17 protein-coding genes and 1 riboswitch are annotated in these 18,799 nt (G+C 39.1%); of the genes, 15 read left to right on the forward strand and 2 right to left on the reverse strand.

What is annotated here, in order from left to right:
- The first annotated feature begins 3 nt into the window (after positions 1 to 3).
- From VIK44_RS14025 to trxA, 8 genes are all read left to right on the forward strand, one after another.
- Positions 4 to 993: a guanosine polyphosphate pyrophosphohydrolase gene (locus tag VIK44_RS14025; protein ID WP_331554540.1), complete on the forward strand. Its 990-nt coding sequence runs from the start codon at positions 4 to 6 to the stop codon at positions 991 to 993.
- Between the two features lie 455 nt (positions 994 to 1,448).
- A riboswitch (cyclic di-GMP riboswitch) is annotated at positions 1,449 to 1,536 on the forward strand.
- Positions 1,537 to 1,654: 118 nt separating this feature from the next.
- Entirely contained in the window at positions 1,655 to 2,914 is a 1,260-nt protein-coding gene (locus VIK44_RS14030) for an ice-binding family protein (RefSeq protein ID WP_331554516.1), read from the forward strand.
- A gap of 39 nt (positions 2,915 to 2,953) precedes the next feature.
- Positions 2,954 to 4,462: a hypothetical protein gene (locus VIK44_RS14035; RefSeq protein WP_331554517.1), complete on the forward strand. Its 1,509-nt coding sequence runs from the start codon at positions 2,954 to 2,956 to the stop codon at positions 4,460 to 4,462.
- A gap of 35 nt (positions 4,463 to 4,497) precedes the next feature.
- Positions 4,498 to 5,397 carry a hypothetical protein gene (locus VIK44_RS14040; protein WP_331554518.1) on the forward strand — a complete coding sequence of 300 codons (900 nt, stop codon included), beginning with the start codon at positions 4,498 to 4,500 and terminating at the stop codon, positions 5,395 to 5,397.
- Between the two features lie 138 nt (positions 5,398 to 5,535).
- The gene (locus tag VIK44_RS14045) at positions 5,536 to 6,066 is read left to right on the forward strand and encodes a hypothetical protein (protein WP_331554519.1); all 531 of its coding nucleotides are present in this window, start codon (positions 5,536 to 5,538) and stop codon (positions 6,064 to 6,066) included.
- Between the two features lie 641 nt (positions 6,067 to 6,707).
- On the forward strand, positions 6,708 to 7,175 hold the full coding sequence (locus VIK44_RS14050; RefSeq protein ID WP_331554520.1) for a VOC family protein: 468 nt from the start codon (positions 6,708 to 6,710) through the stop codon (positions 7,173 to 7,175).
- A gap of 14 nt (positions 7,176 to 7,189) precedes the next feature.
- On the forward strand, positions 7,190 to 7,309 hold the full coding sequence (locus VIK44_RS14055) for a hypothetical protein (RefSeq protein ID WP_331554541.1): 120 nt from the start codon (positions 7,190 to 7,192) through the stop codon (positions 7,307 to 7,309).
- A gap of 806 nt (positions 7,310 to 8,115) precedes the next feature.
- On the forward strand, positions 8,116 to 8,427 hold the full coding sequence (trxA, locus tag VIK44_RS14060; RefSeq protein ID WP_331554521.1) for a thioredoxin: 312 nt from the start codon (positions 8,116 to 8,118) through the stop codon (positions 8,425 to 8,427).
- Positions 8,428 to 8,466: 39 nt separating this feature from the next.
- Here the strand turns inward: trxA and VIK44_RS14065 are convergent, their stop codons facing one another.
- Both VIK44_RS14065 and VIK44_RS14070 read right to left on the reverse strand, forming a co-directional pair.
- Positions 8,467 to 9,033, reverse strand: coding sequence for a 4Fe-4S binding protein (locus VIK44_RS14065; RefSeq protein ID WP_331554522.1), 567 nt, complete (start codon positions 9,031 to 9,033; stop codon positions 8,467 to 8,469).
- Between the two features lie 20 nt (positions 9,034 to 9,053).
- Positions 9,054 to 9,218 (reverse strand): DUF6132 family protein, encoded by a 165-nt coding sequence (locus VIK44_RS14070; RefSeq protein ID WP_331554523.1) that lies wholly within the window; start codon positions 9,216 to 9,218, stop codon positions 9,054 to 9,056.
- 337 nt (positions 9,219 to 9,555) lie between these two features.
- On the opposite strand from VIK44_RS14070, the gene VIK44_RS14075 reads away from it, so the two are divergent.
- The 7 genes from VIK44_RS14075 (at position 9,556) to VIK44_RS14105 (ending at position 18,786) form a co-directional block, all read left to right on the forward strand.
- Positions 9,556 to 12,030 carry an ATP-binding protein gene (locus tag VIK44_RS14075; protein WP_331554524.1) on the forward strand — a complete coding sequence of 825 codons (2,475 nt, stop codon included), beginning with the start codon at positions 9,556 to 9,558 and terminating at the stop codon, positions 12,028 to 12,030.
- 73 nt (positions 12,031 to 12,103) lie between these two features.
- On the forward strand, positions 12,104 to 13,771 hold the full coding sequence (locus VIK44_RS14080) for an MBL fold metallo-hydrolase (protein ID WP_331554525.1): 1,668 nt from the start codon (positions 12,104 to 12,106) through the stop codon (positions 13,769 to 13,771).
- 286 nt (positions 13,772 to 14,057) lie between these two features.
- Complete coding sequence (locus VIK44_RS14085; protein WP_331554526.1) at positions 14,058 to 14,417, forward strand: VOC family protein; 360 nt, start codon at positions 14,058 to 14,060, stop codon at positions 14,415 to 14,417.
- Entirely contained in the window at positions 14,414 to 15,271 is an 858-nt protein-coding gene (locus VIK44_RS14090) for a UbiA family prenyltransferase (protein ID WP_331554527.1), read from the forward strand. Before VIK44_RS14085 ends, VIK44_RS14090 begins: the two co-directional genes overlap by 4 nt.
- Before the next feature lie 110 nt (positions 15,272 to 15,381).
- Positions 15,382 to 16,851 (forward strand): alpha-amylase, encoded by a 1,470-nt coding sequence (locus tag VIK44_RS14095; RefSeq protein ID WP_331554528.1) that lies wholly within the window; start codon positions 15,382 to 15,384, stop codon positions 16,849 to 16,851.
- 214 nt (positions 16,852 to 17,065) lie between these two features.
- Entirely contained in the window at positions 17,066 to 17,605 is a 540-nt protein-coding gene (locus VIK44_RS14100; RefSeq protein WP_331554529.1) for a flavodoxin family protein, read from the forward strand.
- A gap of 47 nt (positions 17,606 to 17,652) precedes the next feature.
- Positions 17,653 to 18,786, forward strand: coding sequence for an aldo/keto reductase (locus VIK44_RS14105; protein ID WP_331554530.1), 1,134 nt, complete (start codon positions 17,653 to 17,655; stop codon positions 18,784 to 18,786).
- Positions 18,787 to 18,799 lie beyond the last annotated feature (13 nt).

Raw genomic sequence — 18,799 nt, forward strand, 5'->3', positions numbered from 1 at the left:
ATTATGAAAAAATTAAATGATTACTTATACTCTGGCGATACCGTTCTTAAGATTTTACAGAGATATTCTGAGGATTTGAAACAGTCGGCGAAAGAAACCAATAATCAGATTGATCTTTTGCATTGTAATTTTCTGCGCCAAAGTGCGGAACTTTTGGAGCACAACGATTTCCTGACTTCGCAATCCCAGCGGATTCGGGAATTCTATAAACTTATGGCAAATGAATATCCTTTTCTTTCATTTACTTTTAAGGGTCGAATTAAGTCTCTGATACGCGCGGAAGCAAAATTTAACGGATACATCGTGGAATATATTTACGAGTATTATATAGAACACGGCAATTACCCTTCTCTTCCTGAACTGAAAAACTGTTTAAACTGTTTTCGGGACCTGATTGCATACAGAATCGTGATTTCTCTTCCAAAATGTCATCTGAAAGAAGGGGAGACTTTAGCGGATGAAGAAATAAAATATCTATATGATGTTGCCAACCAGTTGCTTGGTTTCCTGGAGGAACGCGGATTTACCGCAGAACTGTCTTCATCAAGGGGTCAGAAAAAATCGCCATTGTTAAAAGAGAGCGTAAGCCCGTACTATAGGGATTATATTGCAAATTCAGAGTCTAATGGCTATCGTTCACTGCATATAACATTTTATGATAACATTGCCCGTTGTTATGTGGAAGTACAACTTCGTACAAAAGAAATGGACGATTTTGCTGAGATTGGTCCTGCTAATCATTTAGGTTACGAAAAACGACAGGAAAGTGAAAGAGCCAGACGAGATGCAATTCCAAAAGGAGAAAATATTTATTTTGATGATGCTTATGAAAGAGTTATCATGTTGCAACAGCTTGAATTATCAAAATTGGATGTAAATATGTTTTCAGCAGTGAATATTTCCCTTATCAATGATGGCTGTGGTCTCTACCGCGGAAGACTTATTTTACCGTATGAGCATCTTTCAAGATTCCAGAATGACCTTATTGATTAATTATTTGTGAAGTCGTTTATGAAAAACACAAAGTAAGGTAATAAATCGTTCTATCAGAAAAAGTGTTGCAAGTACTGATAAGACAAGGAAAAATGAGCGTTTGAAAGGATAAACCAATTTATGATCCAAGTATTATTTGTCTGCCACGGCATAATGTTAGCATTGGTAGAGAATGGCTTGTAATGGCTGGAATTTCAAAAATACCTCTCAAGACAAGATACAACCACTTGTGCGTAATCACCTACTCCAAAGGGATACTCTATATATAAGGTGAATTAAATGAACAGAAACACAATCATTTTCGAAAAAAAACATTAAATATTTATATTTTTTTCATAAAAAGCATATTTTTCTATTGACAAACTATTATTTTTGTGATAACTTAGAATCAAATAAAAACATCTATAATTACTCTATCATAATTTTCTATTGACAATATTAAATTTCAACGTTATACAGATATTTGGCAAACTTATCGAAAGGTAAGGACGCAAAACTATAGGGTCTTCGTAATTTTATATTACATGACTGCCAGTTGCATGGTTTTAAACATTATACATGAATGTTTTTTTATGCAACGTTAGTATTATAACGGTGTATTTTTTTGTTACATAAGAAAACGTTTGCATTAAACCAGAAATTGAGATGAGTGAATAATATAATGAAAGCATTCAATAAGATTCAATGGATCCCATTAGTGCTGGCAATGTTTTTGGCAGCAATGATGGCACTACCGGCAAAAGCAGCCGAATCCACTGTAAATCTGGGAACTGCGGCCAGTTTCGAGGTTTTGGCTGGCACCGAAATTATTAACACCGGAACCACAAAAATAAACGGAAACGTCGGTGTTTCTCCGGGAACAATTGTCACCGGGTTAACATCTGATATGATTTCCGCAGGGGCCATCCATAGCAATGATGCTGTCGCTGACCTTGCCCAGAAAGATCTGGTCTTAGCCAGCAAGGATGCCATGGGACGAACGGCTATTAATACCATTACCACTGATTTAGGCGGACAGACTCTTACTCCCGGTGTTTATTTTTCGGGTTTGCCGGCGACATTGACAGGCACCCTTAAACTTGATGCTCAGGGAGACACCGAAGCCGTTTTTATTTTCCAGATGGCATCCACCCTTACCACCCAGGCAAACAGCAAAATTGAACTAATTAATGGCGCCCGATTCAGCCGAATCTTTTGGCAGGTCGGCACCAATGCAACCCTGGGAGCAGCTTCCACTTTTAAAGGAAGTATTCTGGCAAACAACGCCATTTCAGCCGGACCGGATGCTGCGGTCCAGGGGCGGTTATTGGCTATCACCGGTGGTATTACCCTTAACTGCAATCAACTGGATGCAGTTGAAATCATTGGGGAAATTCCCGAGAACATAAATACTACTGAACCTACCGAACCGATACCACCCATCGTGGCACCCAGCAAAGAGCTTATAACAGTGGCACCTTTGATGACAACAAATAATGACCCGATCACCTTAAACGGAGAAGGTGGAGGTGACACCTACAAAGTCACCATTGACTGGGGCACCATGACCTTCAACTATAATTTGGGGACCTGGGATCCGGAGTTTCACTCCTGGGTTGGTGGCGGATGGAATGCTCAAAATTTTAATGGCATTAATGATCTAATAAAAATAACCAATGAATCGACTCAACCCGTTGAAGCCACTTTTGCCTACACCGCATTTTCACCGAGTGGCGGCGATACCACCGGAACATTTACACCAGCTTCCGGTAATTTAAATGGCACTCCTACCGGTACAATGACTTTGGATCTATGCCCGGTTGAGGGACCGGCACCAACTGATAATACTTACTTGAATCTCCAGGGTTCACCGGTTAAAATCGGCTCTACCCCGGCAAAAATCGGGTCCATCAGTGTGACCCTGAATACAGTAATCCCTTAGATTACAACTTGAGCAATTAATAAAAGGAAGGTTGACGACATGGCAAATAGCAAAAATTCGGTTTGCGGCGGTTTTGTGGCTTTAAATACAGGCACTATCATTGACTGCTATTCCAATATGACCGTTCACGGAAAGGCAACGGCTGCTGGTTTTTGTGGTAATAATACCGGAGTCATAAAAAATGCATACAGTACCGGTTATTTGAAAAAGGCAAAAGTCTCCGGCGGATTCAGCGCTAAAAACACCGGAACGATCATCGATTGTTTTTACAATCAGAGTAAACTCAAATCAAAAAAGTTGGTTGATATGGATTTAGGTAAACCGGAAAGCGATCTTACCTTTGAGCATACATATCACGATTTGGACTGGGATTTTAAAAACGTCTGGGAGTACTCAAAAACAGGAAAAGATAATTTGGATGCTGACAATGACGCCCGGCAAGTGCCTTTTTTACCCAGCTTCATTAAAAAAAATTTTTACTTTGAACTGCCAATAGTTGAAGATATCATTGTACTGTCAACCGCAGAAGATCTTTTCATGCTCGCCGAGAAAATAAATGATGGTGATCGGCGCTTCACAACTGCCAGATATCGTCTTAATAACGATATTAATCTTAAAAATCGAAAATGGACACCCATGGGAATGGATGAAAATAATCCATTTTCCGGAACCTTTGATGGTGCCGGATACAGTATTTCGAACCTCCTTGTCAATAATAAAGACTGTGAATATGCTGGTTTCTTTGGCATCATAAAAGATGCCATCGTCGTTAATTTAGGCGTTGCCGGGGCCATTAAAAAAGGAAAATATTCAGGGGTTTTAGCCGGCGTCAGTGAAGGCAGCCGAATTGATTGCTGCTTTACCAATGGTATTGTGAACAGCAGTAAATTTCCGGGCGGCTTCGTTGGAAAAAACAACGGTGAAATTGTACACTCCTTTGCCATTGGAAAAATAAAAAATGGCGGTAAGGTTTTGCTCCCTTTATTTTTGGGTGCAGGTGCGTTAGCACTTATTTTAGGCGCACTGGTTATTACAAATCTTGGGAACGCACCGCCCATCTATCCGGCTATACCCATTGATGACAACGTGACTGTCATCCCTAATGATAAAGCTAAACCCAGCGACGGCAACTCGGTAACCTTTCAATTTGACAAACAGATCGTTTTTCAGAATGCGTCATCCGGCGGTGTCTTCACATTTAAGAATCCCGGCGATTCGAACAAAAATATTGTGGTTGAGTTACAGCTAACCGATGCTGAAATCATTAAGGCTTTTGGCACCACCTGCCGAACTCCGGTGGAACAGGCAAAAATTGAAGCACAACCCGGATATTCTCCGGAAACCACACGACAGGTTATTGGAAAATCTGGCGCAATCCCTCCGGGATATGCCCTTGATGAAATTAAATTACAATCATTACAGGATGGAACAGCGCTGAAACGAGGTGAATATAACGCCATTATCTATCTTGTATTTTATGATATAACAACCAATGAACAGGCCATGCTGAATACCCAGATGCCTGTGCAGTTAATCATAACCGAGTAAAGACAATAACAAAAATTTTAAGAAAGAAGAAAAAAATGAAAAAACTTATATCGATCGTTGCAGCCTTAGGGCTCATGGCAACGATGATCACGCCGGCTTTTGCGGCCACGCAGGATGTGCCAGACGCTGATGGTACAACTACTCCATTTGTAAATGTGGATAATGTATCGCCCATGGATGTGTATGCAACAACTCTTCAAACAGACACTTACAAAGCAACCATTAACTGGGGTCTTATGACATTTGCATATAACTTTGGTACATGGAATGCGGAGACTCACCAATGGAGTAATGCATCTGAATCTGGTTGGAATAATGCTGCCTTTATTGCAGATAATGCTGATATTACGGTTACAAATCATTCAAGTCAACCAATTACAGCAGCTTTTCATTATGATGCAGATTTGAACGGAACAAATAATGGGACAGCCACGGTAGGTTCATTTACAACAGTTGGAGGTAACTTAAATAATACTGGATCACCTGGTATTGCTACAAACACCATGGAATTAGCATTATGTGAAATTTCAGGAACTCCTGATTCGGACACAACCTTTCTGAATCTCGTTGGACCACCAAAAGCCAATATTGGTAATACATCAGCTGCAGAAATTGGTCAAATTACTGTGACATTAAATGAAGATGCAACTCCTCTCGTTGGAGCAGTGGCAGAACTTGCCAAGATTACTGATGTAGCTGTAACAACAGTACCTAGTGGAACAGCTGATACCCTCGCAGGCGTAAATGCAGCAATGCTGTTAATAGCCAATGGCCTCGTTGGCGAAGATTACGCCGTTACTCTTGCAGCTGGTTCAACTTACAATGCAGTTACAAACGCTTGGACTGGCAGATTCACTGTAACCAATGATGTAGACCCATTAGACACAAGTACAGATACAGCCCTCAGAACAATTACAGTGATTATTGCAGAATAACTAAAGAGCTAAAATGTTAAATCTGAAGGGCAGTTTATCTGTCCTTCAGATGTTATGTGATTCTCATGCACCTATTGGAATGAGCATTACACCGTCATATTAAATCTAAAAAAAGTAACCGTTGAAAAGGAAAATACCATGAATACCAACCGGGACATCCCTCGATTTTTCAAAACATCCCAAAAAAATATCATCGTCTATGGGCTGATTATCGGCGTTATTATCATTGCCCTCATCTTGACCGGCATGTTTGTCACAGGGCGATTGAATGCGACGCCGGAGTTCATTCCCCCGGGGTTTGATGCGGCGGCGCAAATCGGTGAACCGTCACCGCCACTGGATTTTGGCTACACCACGGTGAACGTCGAACAGGGGTTTGATATTAAGCTCTGCGGCAGACTCTTTGCCCGGAACAACACCATCGACATCTACCTGACCAACCCGGCGTCGAACAATGTCTGGATAATGACTGAAGTACAGGATGAAAATGGCAAGGTGCTTGCAAAAAGCGGGATCATTAAGCCAGGCGAATATGTTCAGTCGGTTGCGCTGGCAAATAATGTGACCGCGGTCGAAACGAACGTTAAAATTGTGGTGATTGGCTACGCTCCCGATTCATATGCAAGCCGGGGAATGGTTGGTATGAAAACCACGCTGTTCAAACAATAAATTTGCAGCATTGATGGTTAATGGATTCAAGAAAAGAATAGCAGTATTAATTCGGGCACCCTGTGAAAACAGGGTGCCCTCTTGTTTTCTTTGAGCCCCTCCTGCAAAATACCCGATAGTCTATGAATATTCCACTTGAATAGTGCACCCTTTCCGATGATTCAGAGCAGTGTTTCCGATATTTCAAAGCACCCTTTTCCGGAGCCAGTGCAGTTGCGTTATAATTGTTTTATGCACGAGCAATTGTGTAAAAATAATTATGGAGGAGTACGGCAACGATTCGTGCAAAAAAAACCTCCATACTATTTCAAGATTTTAAATCAAGCCATATTCATTGAGTTTATTCAAAATATGGCTTGATTTTTTATATAGCTAGTACAGTATAATCAAAAAACATATCAAATATCTGATACACTTTTAGGTTTTGGAAATGTTGGTAATCGGCAAAATCTTTAATGTTTTATTATGAATTATTGGTGTTTCAATTAACTAGAGATTTTTGAGACGCTAACAAGTAATGAGATGTGATTACTTTACGATAAGGAATTAACTGGTATAATATATACACAAGTTAAATCACACTTGTAAAAAACTGCGAAGTAAAGAATATTTATATAATCCCTATGAGGAGGATGAGAAAGATGAAATATACAAGTACATTGATTGTGGTGAAAGATATGGAAAGAGCCAAGCAATTTTATCATGATGTATTAGGCTTAGATATTATTGCCGACTTCGGAGCAAATGTGACTTTGACAGGTGGTATTGGATTACAGACTGTTGACACTTGGAATGACTTTATCCATAAACAGGACAGTGAAATTGTTTTCTGTAACAATGCGAGTGAACTGTATTTTGAAGAAGATGATATGGATGCTTTTGTCGAAAAGCTGAGCGATATAAAAAATATTGACTATGTACATCCACTGATTGAACATTCATGGGGACAGAAAGTTGTTCGTTTCTATGATTTGGATAAGCACATCATTGAAGTTGGCGAAAATATGATTATGGTTGTTAAACAATTTTTGAATAGTGGTCTTTCTATTGAAGAAACTGCTGTCCGTATGGATGTACCTGTTGATTATGTGAAATCCTGTTTAGCGTAGGAAATGAGCATAATCTGAAGGCGAATAACCAGACAGATGGTGTGAATAGCTATGATAAAATGGTAAATCTGTTGCTGGCAGAGCAGCGATATAAACTGTCGAGTACGTCCGTAGGTTTGTGTAAAATAAAATAGACAAGACAAATTATAATTGGAAATTACTACGGGAAATTATCGAGAAATAATCCGGCTAAAAGTCAGGATTGCAGTAACACAAGTGTTGCTACCAGTACTAGTAGCTCACGTAACACGGTTGTCGAAGTTTGGTAGCTGGCACAAGATAAAGACATTTCATGGCCGATTCCAGATGAACTGACGGATCCGGGGATATGCAGGCAATTCTTTATCCCGGTCGTGCCTGCATCAATGGCAGGAAACTTCCTGACTTTGAATACATTCATAATGAATGAACTGGCCAGACCCGGTGTAACGCTTTCCCTGCTTTAGGCTGAGTACTGCGAACAGTGCAGAAATGAGCTGCTCATTCCTTACCAGTGTTTTTGCCGGATTACACTATGTGGTTTATTGCATAAATTTACATTGTTTTTCGTTTTTTGGAGGTTTCACAGACACCGTATCCTTTACTCGAAATCCGGGTTAACTAATTAATTGCACTCTGTCCGGAAACATTGCACTCGTTTTTCGGACAGAGTGCTCTGAATCATCGGAAAAGGTGTACTATCCCATTGGAATATTCAGTCGCACCGGGGTGATATATAATCAGTTCACTGTCCTCACAGGCATAATACATTTTTTAGGTAAAAGCCCAGTTTTATTTGTAAATCAACAGCAGGTTGTAACTTAGCTGGAAGAACAACTATAAGTAGGGCTTCGTAAAAAAAAATAGAAAAACTCTTGTTTTGTGATTAAATTAAGGTTTAATACTCCGGAATGGTTATAATTAAGATATAAAACAAAATAACAAACAAGGAGATAAAAAAATGAGCGCATTAACAATCACCAAAGAAAATTTTGAACTGGAAGTAACAATGTCGGATAAACCGGTATTACTGGATTTTTGGGCACCTTGGTGTGAACCGTGTAAAATGGTCGCTCCCATTATAGATGAAATAGCGGATGAGGTTTTCATTTTAAAAGTTGGGAAGATCAACGTGGATGAACAACCTGAATTGGCTGCTGAATTTAAGATAATGAGTATACCAACACTTGCAGTGCTCAAAGGCGGAGTAATCGTAAAAAAATCTGTGGGCGTAAAATCCAAAGCAGATATATTAGATATGCTGTCAGAATAGTAATAAAAATGAGCGGATCGGGATATTCCCGGCCGCTTTTTACTTATTGACGTATTTAATATATTCCCCGGAAAGAGTGGAAATCGGACAAATGGCACACCAGGTTCGGGGCTTGTAGATAAGTGACAGGATAACGCCAATAACGGTAGTGGTCATCATCATGGAATAAAACCGGTAGGATAAATGAGTCAGCCAGGGTATCGGATTTTCAAATACCACCCATTGCGGCAATTCATAGGGAATGGGGATCACAATCAAAAATCGAAGGTGCTCCAGGGGAGGAGAAAACCCCAGCCCAACACGAATGGTGGTCATCGTAATAAACAGCAGACTGATGCTGAAATAAACGAGCATGATCCACTTCATTTTTCCCCTGATCAAAAATGCCGGTGTTTTTAATGAGAACTTTGAGGCTACCTTTCCCGTTGCGTTAAGAAGACTGGCACGAGGACAGTATCCCTGACACCAGGTCTTTTTTCGGTTGCGGACTAATAGGATGAATGGCAACATCATACAGAAAAGTCCTGAAAGTGCAAAGTTAATATTGATAAAGCCCAAAACAAAATAAGTGATCACAATAATGAATAAGTATTTATTATCTTTCATAATTCAGACACTCCATGATTTCAAAATGAAGAACTGATTATAAAACCAAGAATCGCTCCGTAAATCGCAGTTCGATGGGGTTTGGCCGTAATGGGACAGCTTCCGTTGGGGCAACCCACCAGTTTGTAATAAAGAAGCCCCAGGAATCCTCCCACTACAGTACCAATAATCATTTGCAGTATCATATATTTCTCCTATCTCATTTAATATCTCCAGCTAACGTTAAACCTTAATTGAATGGATTCATTAAGGTTATTAAGGTTAACGTTAGTATAACAAACACTTTTCTTCTAATCTGTGATTAAATCACATTGAAATATTTTTGCAATAAATCTTTGTAGTGCATATTAAAAAGTGAAAAGAGGGTATATTATATAAATAACCTATAAATGAAATTCAGAGTACGAAAATCAGGAGTTAAGAGGAGCCCACACTATCCTGTTCAGGGAATGCTGAAATCATAGGGTAGATTCTAATTTTATGGGGTATTAATGAATAAAATACGCAAAAGGTGGGATGTATATGAAACATGAAGATCATTATCGTGTTCCTTTGGAAAAACTGAAAAAAGTTTGCAACTATGAAGACGAATTGGAATTTTGCAAAACATCCTCTGATGTACCTCTGCTTGATGTGATTGTCGATCAGGAAAGAGCAGTAAAATCCATGGAGTTTGGCATTGCAATGGATGTGAGTGGCTATAATATTTTTGTTGTGGGACCCGCTGGAACGGGCAAAAATGAATATACCGGAGAAGTTGTTTCACGGGCAGCAGCAGGTTGTCAGGTTCCTAATGACTGGTGTTATATCCATAACTTCAGCAAGATAGACAAACCATTGGCAGTATCTTTGCCGGCAGGACGGGGTCGTGAATTTAAGACCGACATGGATAAATTAATAGCTGAACTCCGAAGTACCATTAGAAAAGCTTTTGAAAGCACGGACTATGAGTTGAAGAAGGACAGGATCTTTAATGCCTATCAAATAGAAATGGAAGAAATGGCTCAGATCATTAAGCAAAGGGCATTGGATGAAGGATTCACGGTGCAGCCGGTAGGGACGAAATTTTTATTCGTACCGCTTAATGAGGGCAAGCCGTTTCAGCCGGAAGACTATAGTAATCTGACCGATGAGGAACGCCATAAAATAAATGATAAACGGTATGGTTTGGTAAAAAGCCTGGATAAGACATTCAGCGGGAGCCAAACGTCCGAAAAGAGGATGACCGCTCAGATTTTTGAATTAGCCAGAGATACTACTTTTTTTGCAGCAGAACCTTTAATTCAACTATTAAAAGAAAAGTACAGCGACATTCCAAGAATCATTGAATATCTTGATAAAGTAATCAATGATGTTGCTGAAAGAAACAGCATTTTTAACAAACCAGAGGTGTTTTCAGGAAGCATACCGTCTTTCCAATATCAGAAAGAAAACGATGCAGCAGATAAAGGTGGTGGAAATATAGCTGAAACGAATTATATTGCGGGACAGGAGGAAAAAAGTCTATTTAACAGATACAAAGTAAACTTGTTTGTTAATAATGAAAAACAAATGGGAGCCCCTGTTGTTGTAGAAATGAACCCTTACTACTATAATGTTTTTGGAAAGATTGAATATAAAAGCCAGATATTAGTAATGAATACAGACTTTACATTGGTGAAGCCTGGAGCCGTTCACCTTGCCAATGGGGGGTATCTGATTTTACAGGCAAAGGATGTATTGACTGATCCATTTGTATGGAATGCCCTGAAAAAGATGCTCAAATACAAACAGGCAGTTATTGAGAATATTGGTGAACAATACCGAACGGTGCCGACGGTGACATTAAAGCCGGAACCAATTCCAGTGAATATTAAGGTAATACTGATTGGAAGCCCCATCTATTATCAGATATTATCAAGTGATGAAGATTTTCAGGAACTTTTTAAGGTTAAAGTGGATTTTGATTATGAAATGCCCCGAAATCCGGAAAATTTGCGCAAATATGTATCATTTATCGGTTCGATTTGTTATAAGGAAGAACTAAAGCATTTTAGTCAGACCGGAATGGCTGGAATAATCGAATATAGCTCCAGATTATCAGGTGACCAGAATAAACTTTCCGCACGCTTTGATGATGTGAAAGAGATCGTCTATGAGGCAGTAATCTGGGCAAAAGCCGATGAATCGGAATATGTAGATATGAAGCATGTTAAAAAAGCGATAAAAGAGCGCAAATATCGTTTTAATAAACTTGAAGAAAAAATTCAGGAAGAAATATTACGCAAGAAAATTATTATCGATACCGAGGGAACCGCTATGGGGCAGATAAATGGTCTCTTCGTTATGCAAATGGCCGGCTATTCATTTGGGCTGCCGGCACGCATTACTGCCATTACCCATATCGGTCGCAGGGGTGTTATCAATATTGAAAAGGAAACGGAAATGAGCGGTAATATTCATTCGAAGGGGGTCTTTACGCTGGCGGGATACCTCGGCGGAAAACTCGCTCAGGAAAAACCTTTGGGATTTACAGCTCAGGTTACATTTGAACAGCTTTATGAAGGCGTGGAGGGGGATAGTGCATCCAGTGCCGAACTTTATGCAATTATATCAAGTCTGGCAGGTATTGAAATGAAGCAAAGCATTGCAGTTACCGGATCTGTGGATCAACGGGGCGAAATTCAGCCAATCGGTGGCGTTAACGAAAAAATTGAAGGATTCTTCGATATTTGCGATGCAATCGGTTTGACTGGCGAACAGGGGGTAATCATCCCCTCACGTAATATTGACAATCTGATGTTAAAAGATGAAGTTTTGGATGCGGTAAAGAAAGATCAGTTTCATATCTATGCCATAAAAAATATTGAGGAAGGAATAGAATTATTAAGTGGACTGCCTGTGGGCGAAATGGGAGAAGATGGAAGTTATACTAAAGGCAGTGTTTTTTATTATATAAATAAAAAACTGCAAGGATATCATAAGGCATTACAAGATGGATCTGGAAAGCCATTTTAAGTTGGGTTGGTGTATTTGACAGCACCGATGGTGAGAAATTTTCAAAACTATTTTCGAAAGAGGTGAACGAGAGATGAAAGTTAAATTTTTAGGAGCAGCTATATCAGTCACAGGATCCTGCCATCTGATTACCACAGATAAGTATAAATTCCTCCTGGATTGCGGTCTGTTTCAGGGGAGCGAAGCCTTAGAGGAATTAAACTACCAGGATTTAGGCTTTAAACCCTCTGAAATTGACTTTATGATTTTAAGCCATGCCCATGTTGATCACTGTGGGCGAATACCATTACTTGTTAAACAGGGATTTAGAGGCCCAATCTACTGTACCGGTGCAACCGCGGAAATTGCCGATATTATGCTCCAGGACAGCGGTAATATCCATGAAATGGAAGCAGCCTGGAGCAATAAAAGGTCCCGAAGATCCGGCCTGGCTCAGGTAACCCCGCTTTATACTCAGGCAGATGCGGCAGCCTGCGCAGGATATTTCAACCCCGTCAGCTATGGCCGGTTATTCGAGATCAATTCCGATATTACCCTAAAACTTAACGAAGCCGGCCATATATTAGGAGCCGCAATCGTCGAACTTTGGATCACAGAAGGTGAAAAGGTAACGAAGCTTGTCTATTCAGGGGATATCGGGGTTAAAAATCAGCGGATGCTTAATGACCCAACAGTGATAGAACAAGCGGATTATCTGATTATGGAGACAACCTACGGAGATCGGACTCATGAAACACATGCAGAAAGCGCAAAACGTTTTATTGATATTATTTTAAAAACAGCCAGTCGCGAAGGTACGGTTGTGGTACCGTCCTTTGCGCTGGGCAGAACCCAGGATTTGATTCATGAGTTGGAACTGTTTTATGAAAATCATGAGAAATACAAGCATAAACTGGATAAAATCATGGTTTACATCGACAGCCCCCTGGGAATAAATGCAACGGAGATTTTCCGGAGAAATACAGAATATTTTAATGAAGAAACTCGGGCACGCATCTTAAAAGGCGATGATCTGCTCAATTTTAAAAATTTGAAATTCACGAAAAGCACTGAAGAATCTAAGCTTCTGAATTATAACAAAGGCCCGAAAATCATCATTGCCTCAAGTGGGATGGCTGATGCGGGAAGAGTCCAGCATCATCTGAAGCACTATCTCTGGAAACCAAAATCCAGCATCATTTTTGCTGGATACCAGGCCGAAGGAACACTTGGAAGAGCAATTATCAGTGGGGCTAAATACGTGAGAATACTACGTGAAAGAATACTCGTGAATGCAGAGATCTATTTTTTAGAGGGTTTCTCAGCACATGCCGATAAAAACTATCTTTTGGAATGGCTTTCGGGATTCAAGGAGTCACCCCGGAAAATTTTCCTTGTACATGGGGAAGAAGAATCAAAGAAGACCTTTGCGAGCACGGTGAAAAACATCCTTGGCTACGACTGTACCGTTGTGGCAGAGGTATCGGAATACAGCCTGGATTACGAAGAAAAAGTCAGTATTGATGATATCAAAAACCGTGTTGATGCAAAAGAACAGTTAATAAAAATAAAGCACAATCTGGAAAATATACATGATGAATTGGACACCCTGTTATCCGATAAAAATCTGATGGTTAATGAAACATTTCCACAGGAAAAGATCACGGATATTTCAAACCTCACCGAAGATCTTGAGAAGACATATTTAAAACTCAATGCTTTAATAACCGAGAAAGATGTTCAAGAAAAAGAATCCAAGTGAGACAGTGGGGGTTCATTACCCTTAATGGTTAACCTCCTACCCAATGTGGCCTGAATCGCCTGACTTTCTATTAGTATTTTCAGGATAAATATGATATTATCAACTGGATTGTTGATATGACAAAGTTATATGAGAAAGATGATATACAGGAAATTGGCCGCAAATATCCAAACTGCGGTTTCGGTACTACTGATAAACCCAGCTAAGAATGTCAGATTAGTGATGAGATATTACTCTGACTTTTCTAATCAGACTTATAATATTACATAATTGGAGGAAATAAGTTATGCATATTCATCATCTGGCTATAATGGTCAATAATCTGGAAGAGTCCATAGAATTTTATGAGGCCATTACAAAATTGTCGATATCCCGACGTTTTAAAGCCGGTCCGGGAGAAATTGCCTTTATGTCAAACGGCAAGGGAGAAACTGAGATTGAACTTATCTGTATGCCGCAAGGGCAGAAATTCGAAGGCAGAGGGATGATTGTCTGTTTTGAAACGGATAATCTGGAAGCTTCCCATGAACTTTCAAGGGCCAAAGATCTTAAACCATCGGATATCCAGAATCCCGATATAGAAAATCGCTATTTTTATGTGTCGGATCCAAATGGTGTAACGGTGCAACTGAAGCAAATACTTTGATAAATTATAAAAAAGTCAGAGGTTTAATTGAATTAATACGCCCGGAGCTGCCATTTGCTGCGGGCGTATGCGTGATTATCGGAGAAATAATTGCGTTTGGTGGTTTTCCTTCCTTCCAAAATTTATTTCTGGGATTTATGTGGGGGTTTTTCTTATCCAGTCCGGCAATGATCATAAATGACTATTTTGACATTGAAGTTGACAAAATAAATTCACCAAACCGGCCCTTACCGTCAGGATTGATTCAGCCTGCAGCTGCTATTGCTTTAGCGGTTGTTACAACATTGATAGGAATGGCAGTTTCGGCATTTATTGGCATGACCGCTGTTTTATTATACATTATATTTTGGCTGGTCGGTTTCCTGTATAATTGGAAGCTGAAAGAAATGGGTTTATTAGGCAACTTGTTAGTCAGTTCTTCGGTTGCCATTACTTTTATCCTGGGCAGTATAGCGGTTGGAGAACCATGGAATAAAACAGTTTGGATTCTTAGTTTGATGGTATTTCTTTTTGACCTTGGTGAGGAAATTGCAGCCGATGCAATGGACATTGAGGGTGACAAAAAACGGGATATCAAGTCCATTGCCATACTTATCGGAAAAAAGAATGCTCTGCGCATTTCGGCCTTGCTCTTTGTCCTGATGATAATCGTCAGTTTGCTACCGGTGTTTTTGAATTTACTGGGAATCAGTTACTTTATTATAATTTCCATTACAGACATTTTGATATGTTTCTTTGTCATCAGACTATTGAAAAGTCGAACCATAGAAGCTGGTCGATCAAATATCCGTGGCATGTACCTTTGCGGTCTGCTGGGGATGATTGCAATTATTATTGGTAATATTTTTATTTAGCGAATAAGAAAAGTTGAGGAATCTACCAGATAAACAATGCACTTTGAACTGCTCTTGGTTTTTGGAATAGCGTATGAATTACAATCAAATCTAATCGGAGGCGTTTATAAATGGACAAAAATGGGACCATGATTCAATATTTTGAATGGAATTTACCGGATGACGGGAAGCATTGGCAACGATTAAAAGATGATGCCCGGCATTTAAAAGAAATAGGAATTAGTTTAGTTTGGATGCCTCCGGCAACAAAAGGAACGGGCACCAATGATGTCGGTTATGGTGTCTATGATTTATATGATTTAGGGGAGTTTGATCAAAAGGGTACAGTTCGGACAAAATATGGTACAAAAGAAGAATATTTAGCAGCGATCAAAGCTTTGCATGATAATGAAATTTTTGCAATTGCAGATATTGTACTAAACCATAAAGCGGGAGCAGATGAATCCGAACGTTTTCCTGCCTATGAAGTCGATCCGACTAATCGTCAGAATAAAGTTTCCGAAGCATATGATATTGAAGGCTGGACAAAATTTACATTCCCCGGGAGAAAAGGGAAGTACTCGGAATTTCAATGGAATTGGACGCATTTTACAGGAACTGATTTTAATCAGGGAAATGGAAAAAAAGCCATCTATATGATTAAGGGAATTAATAAAGGTTGGGCAGATGATGATGAGGTAGATACTGAAAATGGCAACTATGATTATTTAATGTATGCCGACGTTGATTTTGATAACCCTGATGTAAAAGAAGAGATAAAGCGCTGGAGTGAATGGTATATAAACGAAACCGGTGTCGATGGTTTTCGGTTAGATGCTGTAAAACATATTGATGGTGAATTTATTGATGAGTTTATTAAAAATATACATGAAAAACAGGGTAATGATTTTTATACGGTAGGGGAATATTGGAAGAAAAATCATGAAACATTAGAAAATTATATAGAAGATACAGATTGGAATGTGGATTTATTCGATGTTCCTTTGCATATGAATTTTGCAAAGGCAAGTAAATCCGGAAATAGTTTCGACATGAGTACACTATTCCATAATACATTGATGGAGAAAAATGCAACAATCGCGGTAACATTTGTAGACAATCATGATTCTCAACCATCACAAGCCCTGGAATCATGGGTAGATGACTGGTTCAAACCCTTAGCCTATGGAATGATTTTATTACGGGAAAGTGGCTTGCCATGTATTTTTTATGGGGACTATTATGGTATTGCCGGAGAAAATCCGATTCCAGGGAAACAGGAACTAATCGATAAATTGTTGTCTTTACGTGTTAACCATGCCTATGGGAAACAAAACGATTATTTTGACCATCCGAATTGCATTGGCTGGACCCGTGAAGGTGACGAAAAACATCCTGCCGGATTGGCAGTTTTATTAACAAACAGCGATGAAGGTTTTAAAGATATGTATATTGGAAAGCAGCATGCTGGAAAAGAATATGTGGATTACCTGGGAAATCGTGAAGAAACGATAACAATTAACGATGAAGGAGTTGGCTCTTTCTTATGTGCTCCAGGTTCTATTTCTGTCTGGGCTGAACACGTGACTGTGCCAGAATAAACTTAATTTGCAATTTAGAAAATTCAGGTGAATATGGGCAGGCAATTCTAGATCATTTCAAAAATATTCTGAAAAAAAACGTCTAAATGCTGATATTTAGCCGTTTTTTTATTTGCTTAAGAAAAAAAATATAAAAAGTCCTTGACTTAGAGTTAACTCCAGATGTTAAGGTATATATAACATATGAATTATAAAATGAAGGAGATCAACGATTATGAGTAAAAAAGTATTAGTATTGTCAGGAAGTCCAAGAAAAGCCGGCAATTCAGAAATGTTATGCGATCAGCTGATAAAAGGTGCGTTAGAATCCGATCATCAGGTGGAAAAAATATTTTTAAGAGACAAAGAAATCAATTATTGTATTGCCTGTGAGGCTTGTCAAAGAAATCCAGGAAAGTGTTCAATCGATGATGATATGACTGAAATTCTTGAAAAGATGATTGGTGCAGATGTGATTGTCATGGCTACACCAGTTTATTTTTATACCTTAGATGCCCAGATGAAAACATTGATCGATCGATGTGTTGCAAGATATACAGAAATTAAGAATAAAGAATTTTATTTTATTATGACCGCCGCTGTGGAGAGAAAACAGATGCTGGAACGTACATTGGAATGTTTCAGAGGTTTTACCGTTTGTCTGCCTGGGGCAGCGGAAAAAGGCGTTGTATATGGAACCGGAGCCTGGAAAAAAGGCGATATTGAAGCAAGTCCGGCGATGAAACAAGCCTATGAATTCGGAAAAAACATTTAGACGAGTTGACGAACACAATAAGTTAAAATAAAAGGAGAAAAATAGAAATGGAACAGAAAAAATTAGGATTTGGATTTATGCGTTTGCCTGTAACCGATCAGGAAGATTCCACCAGCATTGATATGGAAATGTTAAACAAAATGGTGGATACCTTTCTGGAAAGAGGCTTTACCTATTTTGATACCGCCTATATGTATCACAATTTTAAAAGTGAAATCGCTCTGAGAGAAGCATTGGTAAGACGTCACCCAAGAGATTCCTTTACGGTTGCTACTAAAATGCCAACCATGTTTTTGAAAATAAAAGAAGACCAGGAACGAATTTTCAATGAACAGCTGGAAAAATGCGGCGTTGATTATTTTGACTATTATCTGCTTCACAATCTTAACGTCTCCCATTATGAAGTAGCAAAAAATATGGACAGCTTTGCATTTATCAAGAAGAAAAAAGAGAAAGGCAAAATTAAAAAAATCGGCTTTTCCTATCATGATAATGCGGATTTGCTTGATGAAATTCTAACCGCACATCCGGAAGTGGATTTTGTACAGCTTCAGATTAACTATATGGATTGGGATAACGAAAGTATCCAGTCTGGAAAATGTTATGAAGTTGCCACAAAGCACAAAAAACCGGTGATTGTTATGGAGCCCATTAAAGGCGGTACCCTTGCCGATGTTCCGGCTAAAGCAGAGGAAGTCTTAAAAGCCTATCATCCGGAAATGTCTATCTCTTCATGGGCAATAAGATTTGCTGCAAGTCATGAGAATGTGATGATAGTATTAAGTGGTATGTCAAATAGGGATCAGTTACTCGACAACACTGGATATATGCAGGATTTCAAACCATTCATTAAAGAAGAATATGATAAAATTAACGAAGTAGTATCGATCATTAATGAGTCAATCGCAATTCCATGTACCGCCTGTCAGTATTGCGTGGATGACTGTCCGCAAAATATACCGATTCCAAAATATTTTGCATTATATAACGCGGAGAAACAGTGTATTAAGCAAATGTTTTCAACACAAGGCGTCTATTATGGGAATTATACCAAAACACATGGAAAAGCATCAGATTGTATCGAGTGCAAAAAGTGCGAAGAAAGCTGTCCCCAGCATATTGAAATTACAAAATGGTTAAAGGAAGTAGCAAGTACGTTTGAAGCAGATGTACCAAATTAATGATACTGATAAG

Source organism: Acetobacterium sp. (assembly GCF_036508315.1).
Taxonomy (GTDB): Bacteria; Bacillota; Clostridia; order Eubacteriales; family Eubacteriaceae; genus Acetobacterium.

Excerpts from the sequence above, each read along its gene's own strand:
- VIK44_RS14100 (WP_331554529.1), top strand. The coding sequence starts at position 17,066 with ATGAGTAAAAAAGTATTAGTATTGTCAGGAAGTCCAAGAAAAGCCGGC.
- VIK44_RS14105 (WP_331554530.1), top strand. The coding sequence starts at position 17,653 with ATGGAACAGAAAAAATTAGGATTTGGATTTATGCGTTTGCCTGTAACC.
- VIK44_RS14040 (WP_331554518.1), top strand. The coding sequence starts at position 4,498 with ATGAAAAAACTTATATCGATCGTTGCAGCCTTAGGGCTCATGGCAACG.
- VIK44_RS14045 (WP_331554519.1), top strand. The coding sequence starts at position 5,536 with ATGAATACCAACCGGGACATCCCTCGATTTTTCAAAACATCCCAAAAA.
- trxA (WP_331554521.1), top strand. The coding sequence starts at position 8,116 with ATGAGCGCATTAACAATCACCAAAGAAAATTTTGAACTGGAAGTAACA.
- VIK44_RS14095 (WP_331554528.1), top strand. The coding sequence starts at position 15,382 with ATGGACAAAAATGGGACCATGATTCAATATTTTGAATGGAATTTACCG.
- VIK44_RS14025 (WP_331554540.1), top strand. The coding sequence starts at position 4 with ATGAAAAAATTAAATGATTACTTATACTCTGGCGATACCGTTCTTAAG.
- VIK44_RS14030 (WP_331554516.1), top strand. The coding sequence starts at position 1,655 with ATGAAAGCATTCAATAAGATTCAATGGATCCCATTAGTGCTGGCAATG.
- VIK44_RS14065 (WP_331554522.1), bottom strand. The coding sequence starts at position 9,033 with ATGAAAGATAATAAATACTTATTCATTATTGTGATCACTTATTTTGTT.
- VIK44_RS14035 (WP_331554517.1), top strand. The coding sequence starts at position 2,954 with ATGGCAAATAGCAAAAATTCGGTTTGCGGCGGTTTTGTGGCTTTAAAT.
- VIK44_RS14075 (WP_331554524.1), top strand. The coding sequence starts at position 9,556 with ATGAAACATGAAGATCATTATCGTGTTCCTTTGGAAAAACTGAAAAAA.
- VIK44_RS14085 (WP_331554526.1), top strand. The coding sequence starts at position 14,058 with ATGCATATTCATCATCTGGCTATAATGGTCAATAATCTGGAAGAGTCC.
- VIK44_RS14050 (WP_331554520.1), top strand. The coding sequence starts at position 6,708 with ATGAAATATACAAGTACATTGATTGTGGTGAAAGATATGGAAAGAGCC.
- VIK44_RS14080 (WP_331554525.1), top strand. The coding sequence starts at position 12,104 with ATGAAAGTTAAATTTTTAGGAGCAGCTATATCAGTCACAGGATCCTGC.
- VIK44_RS14070 (WP_331554523.1), bottom strand. The coding sequence starts at position 9,218 with ATGATACTGCAAATGATTATTGGTACTGTAGTGGGAGGATTCCTGGGG.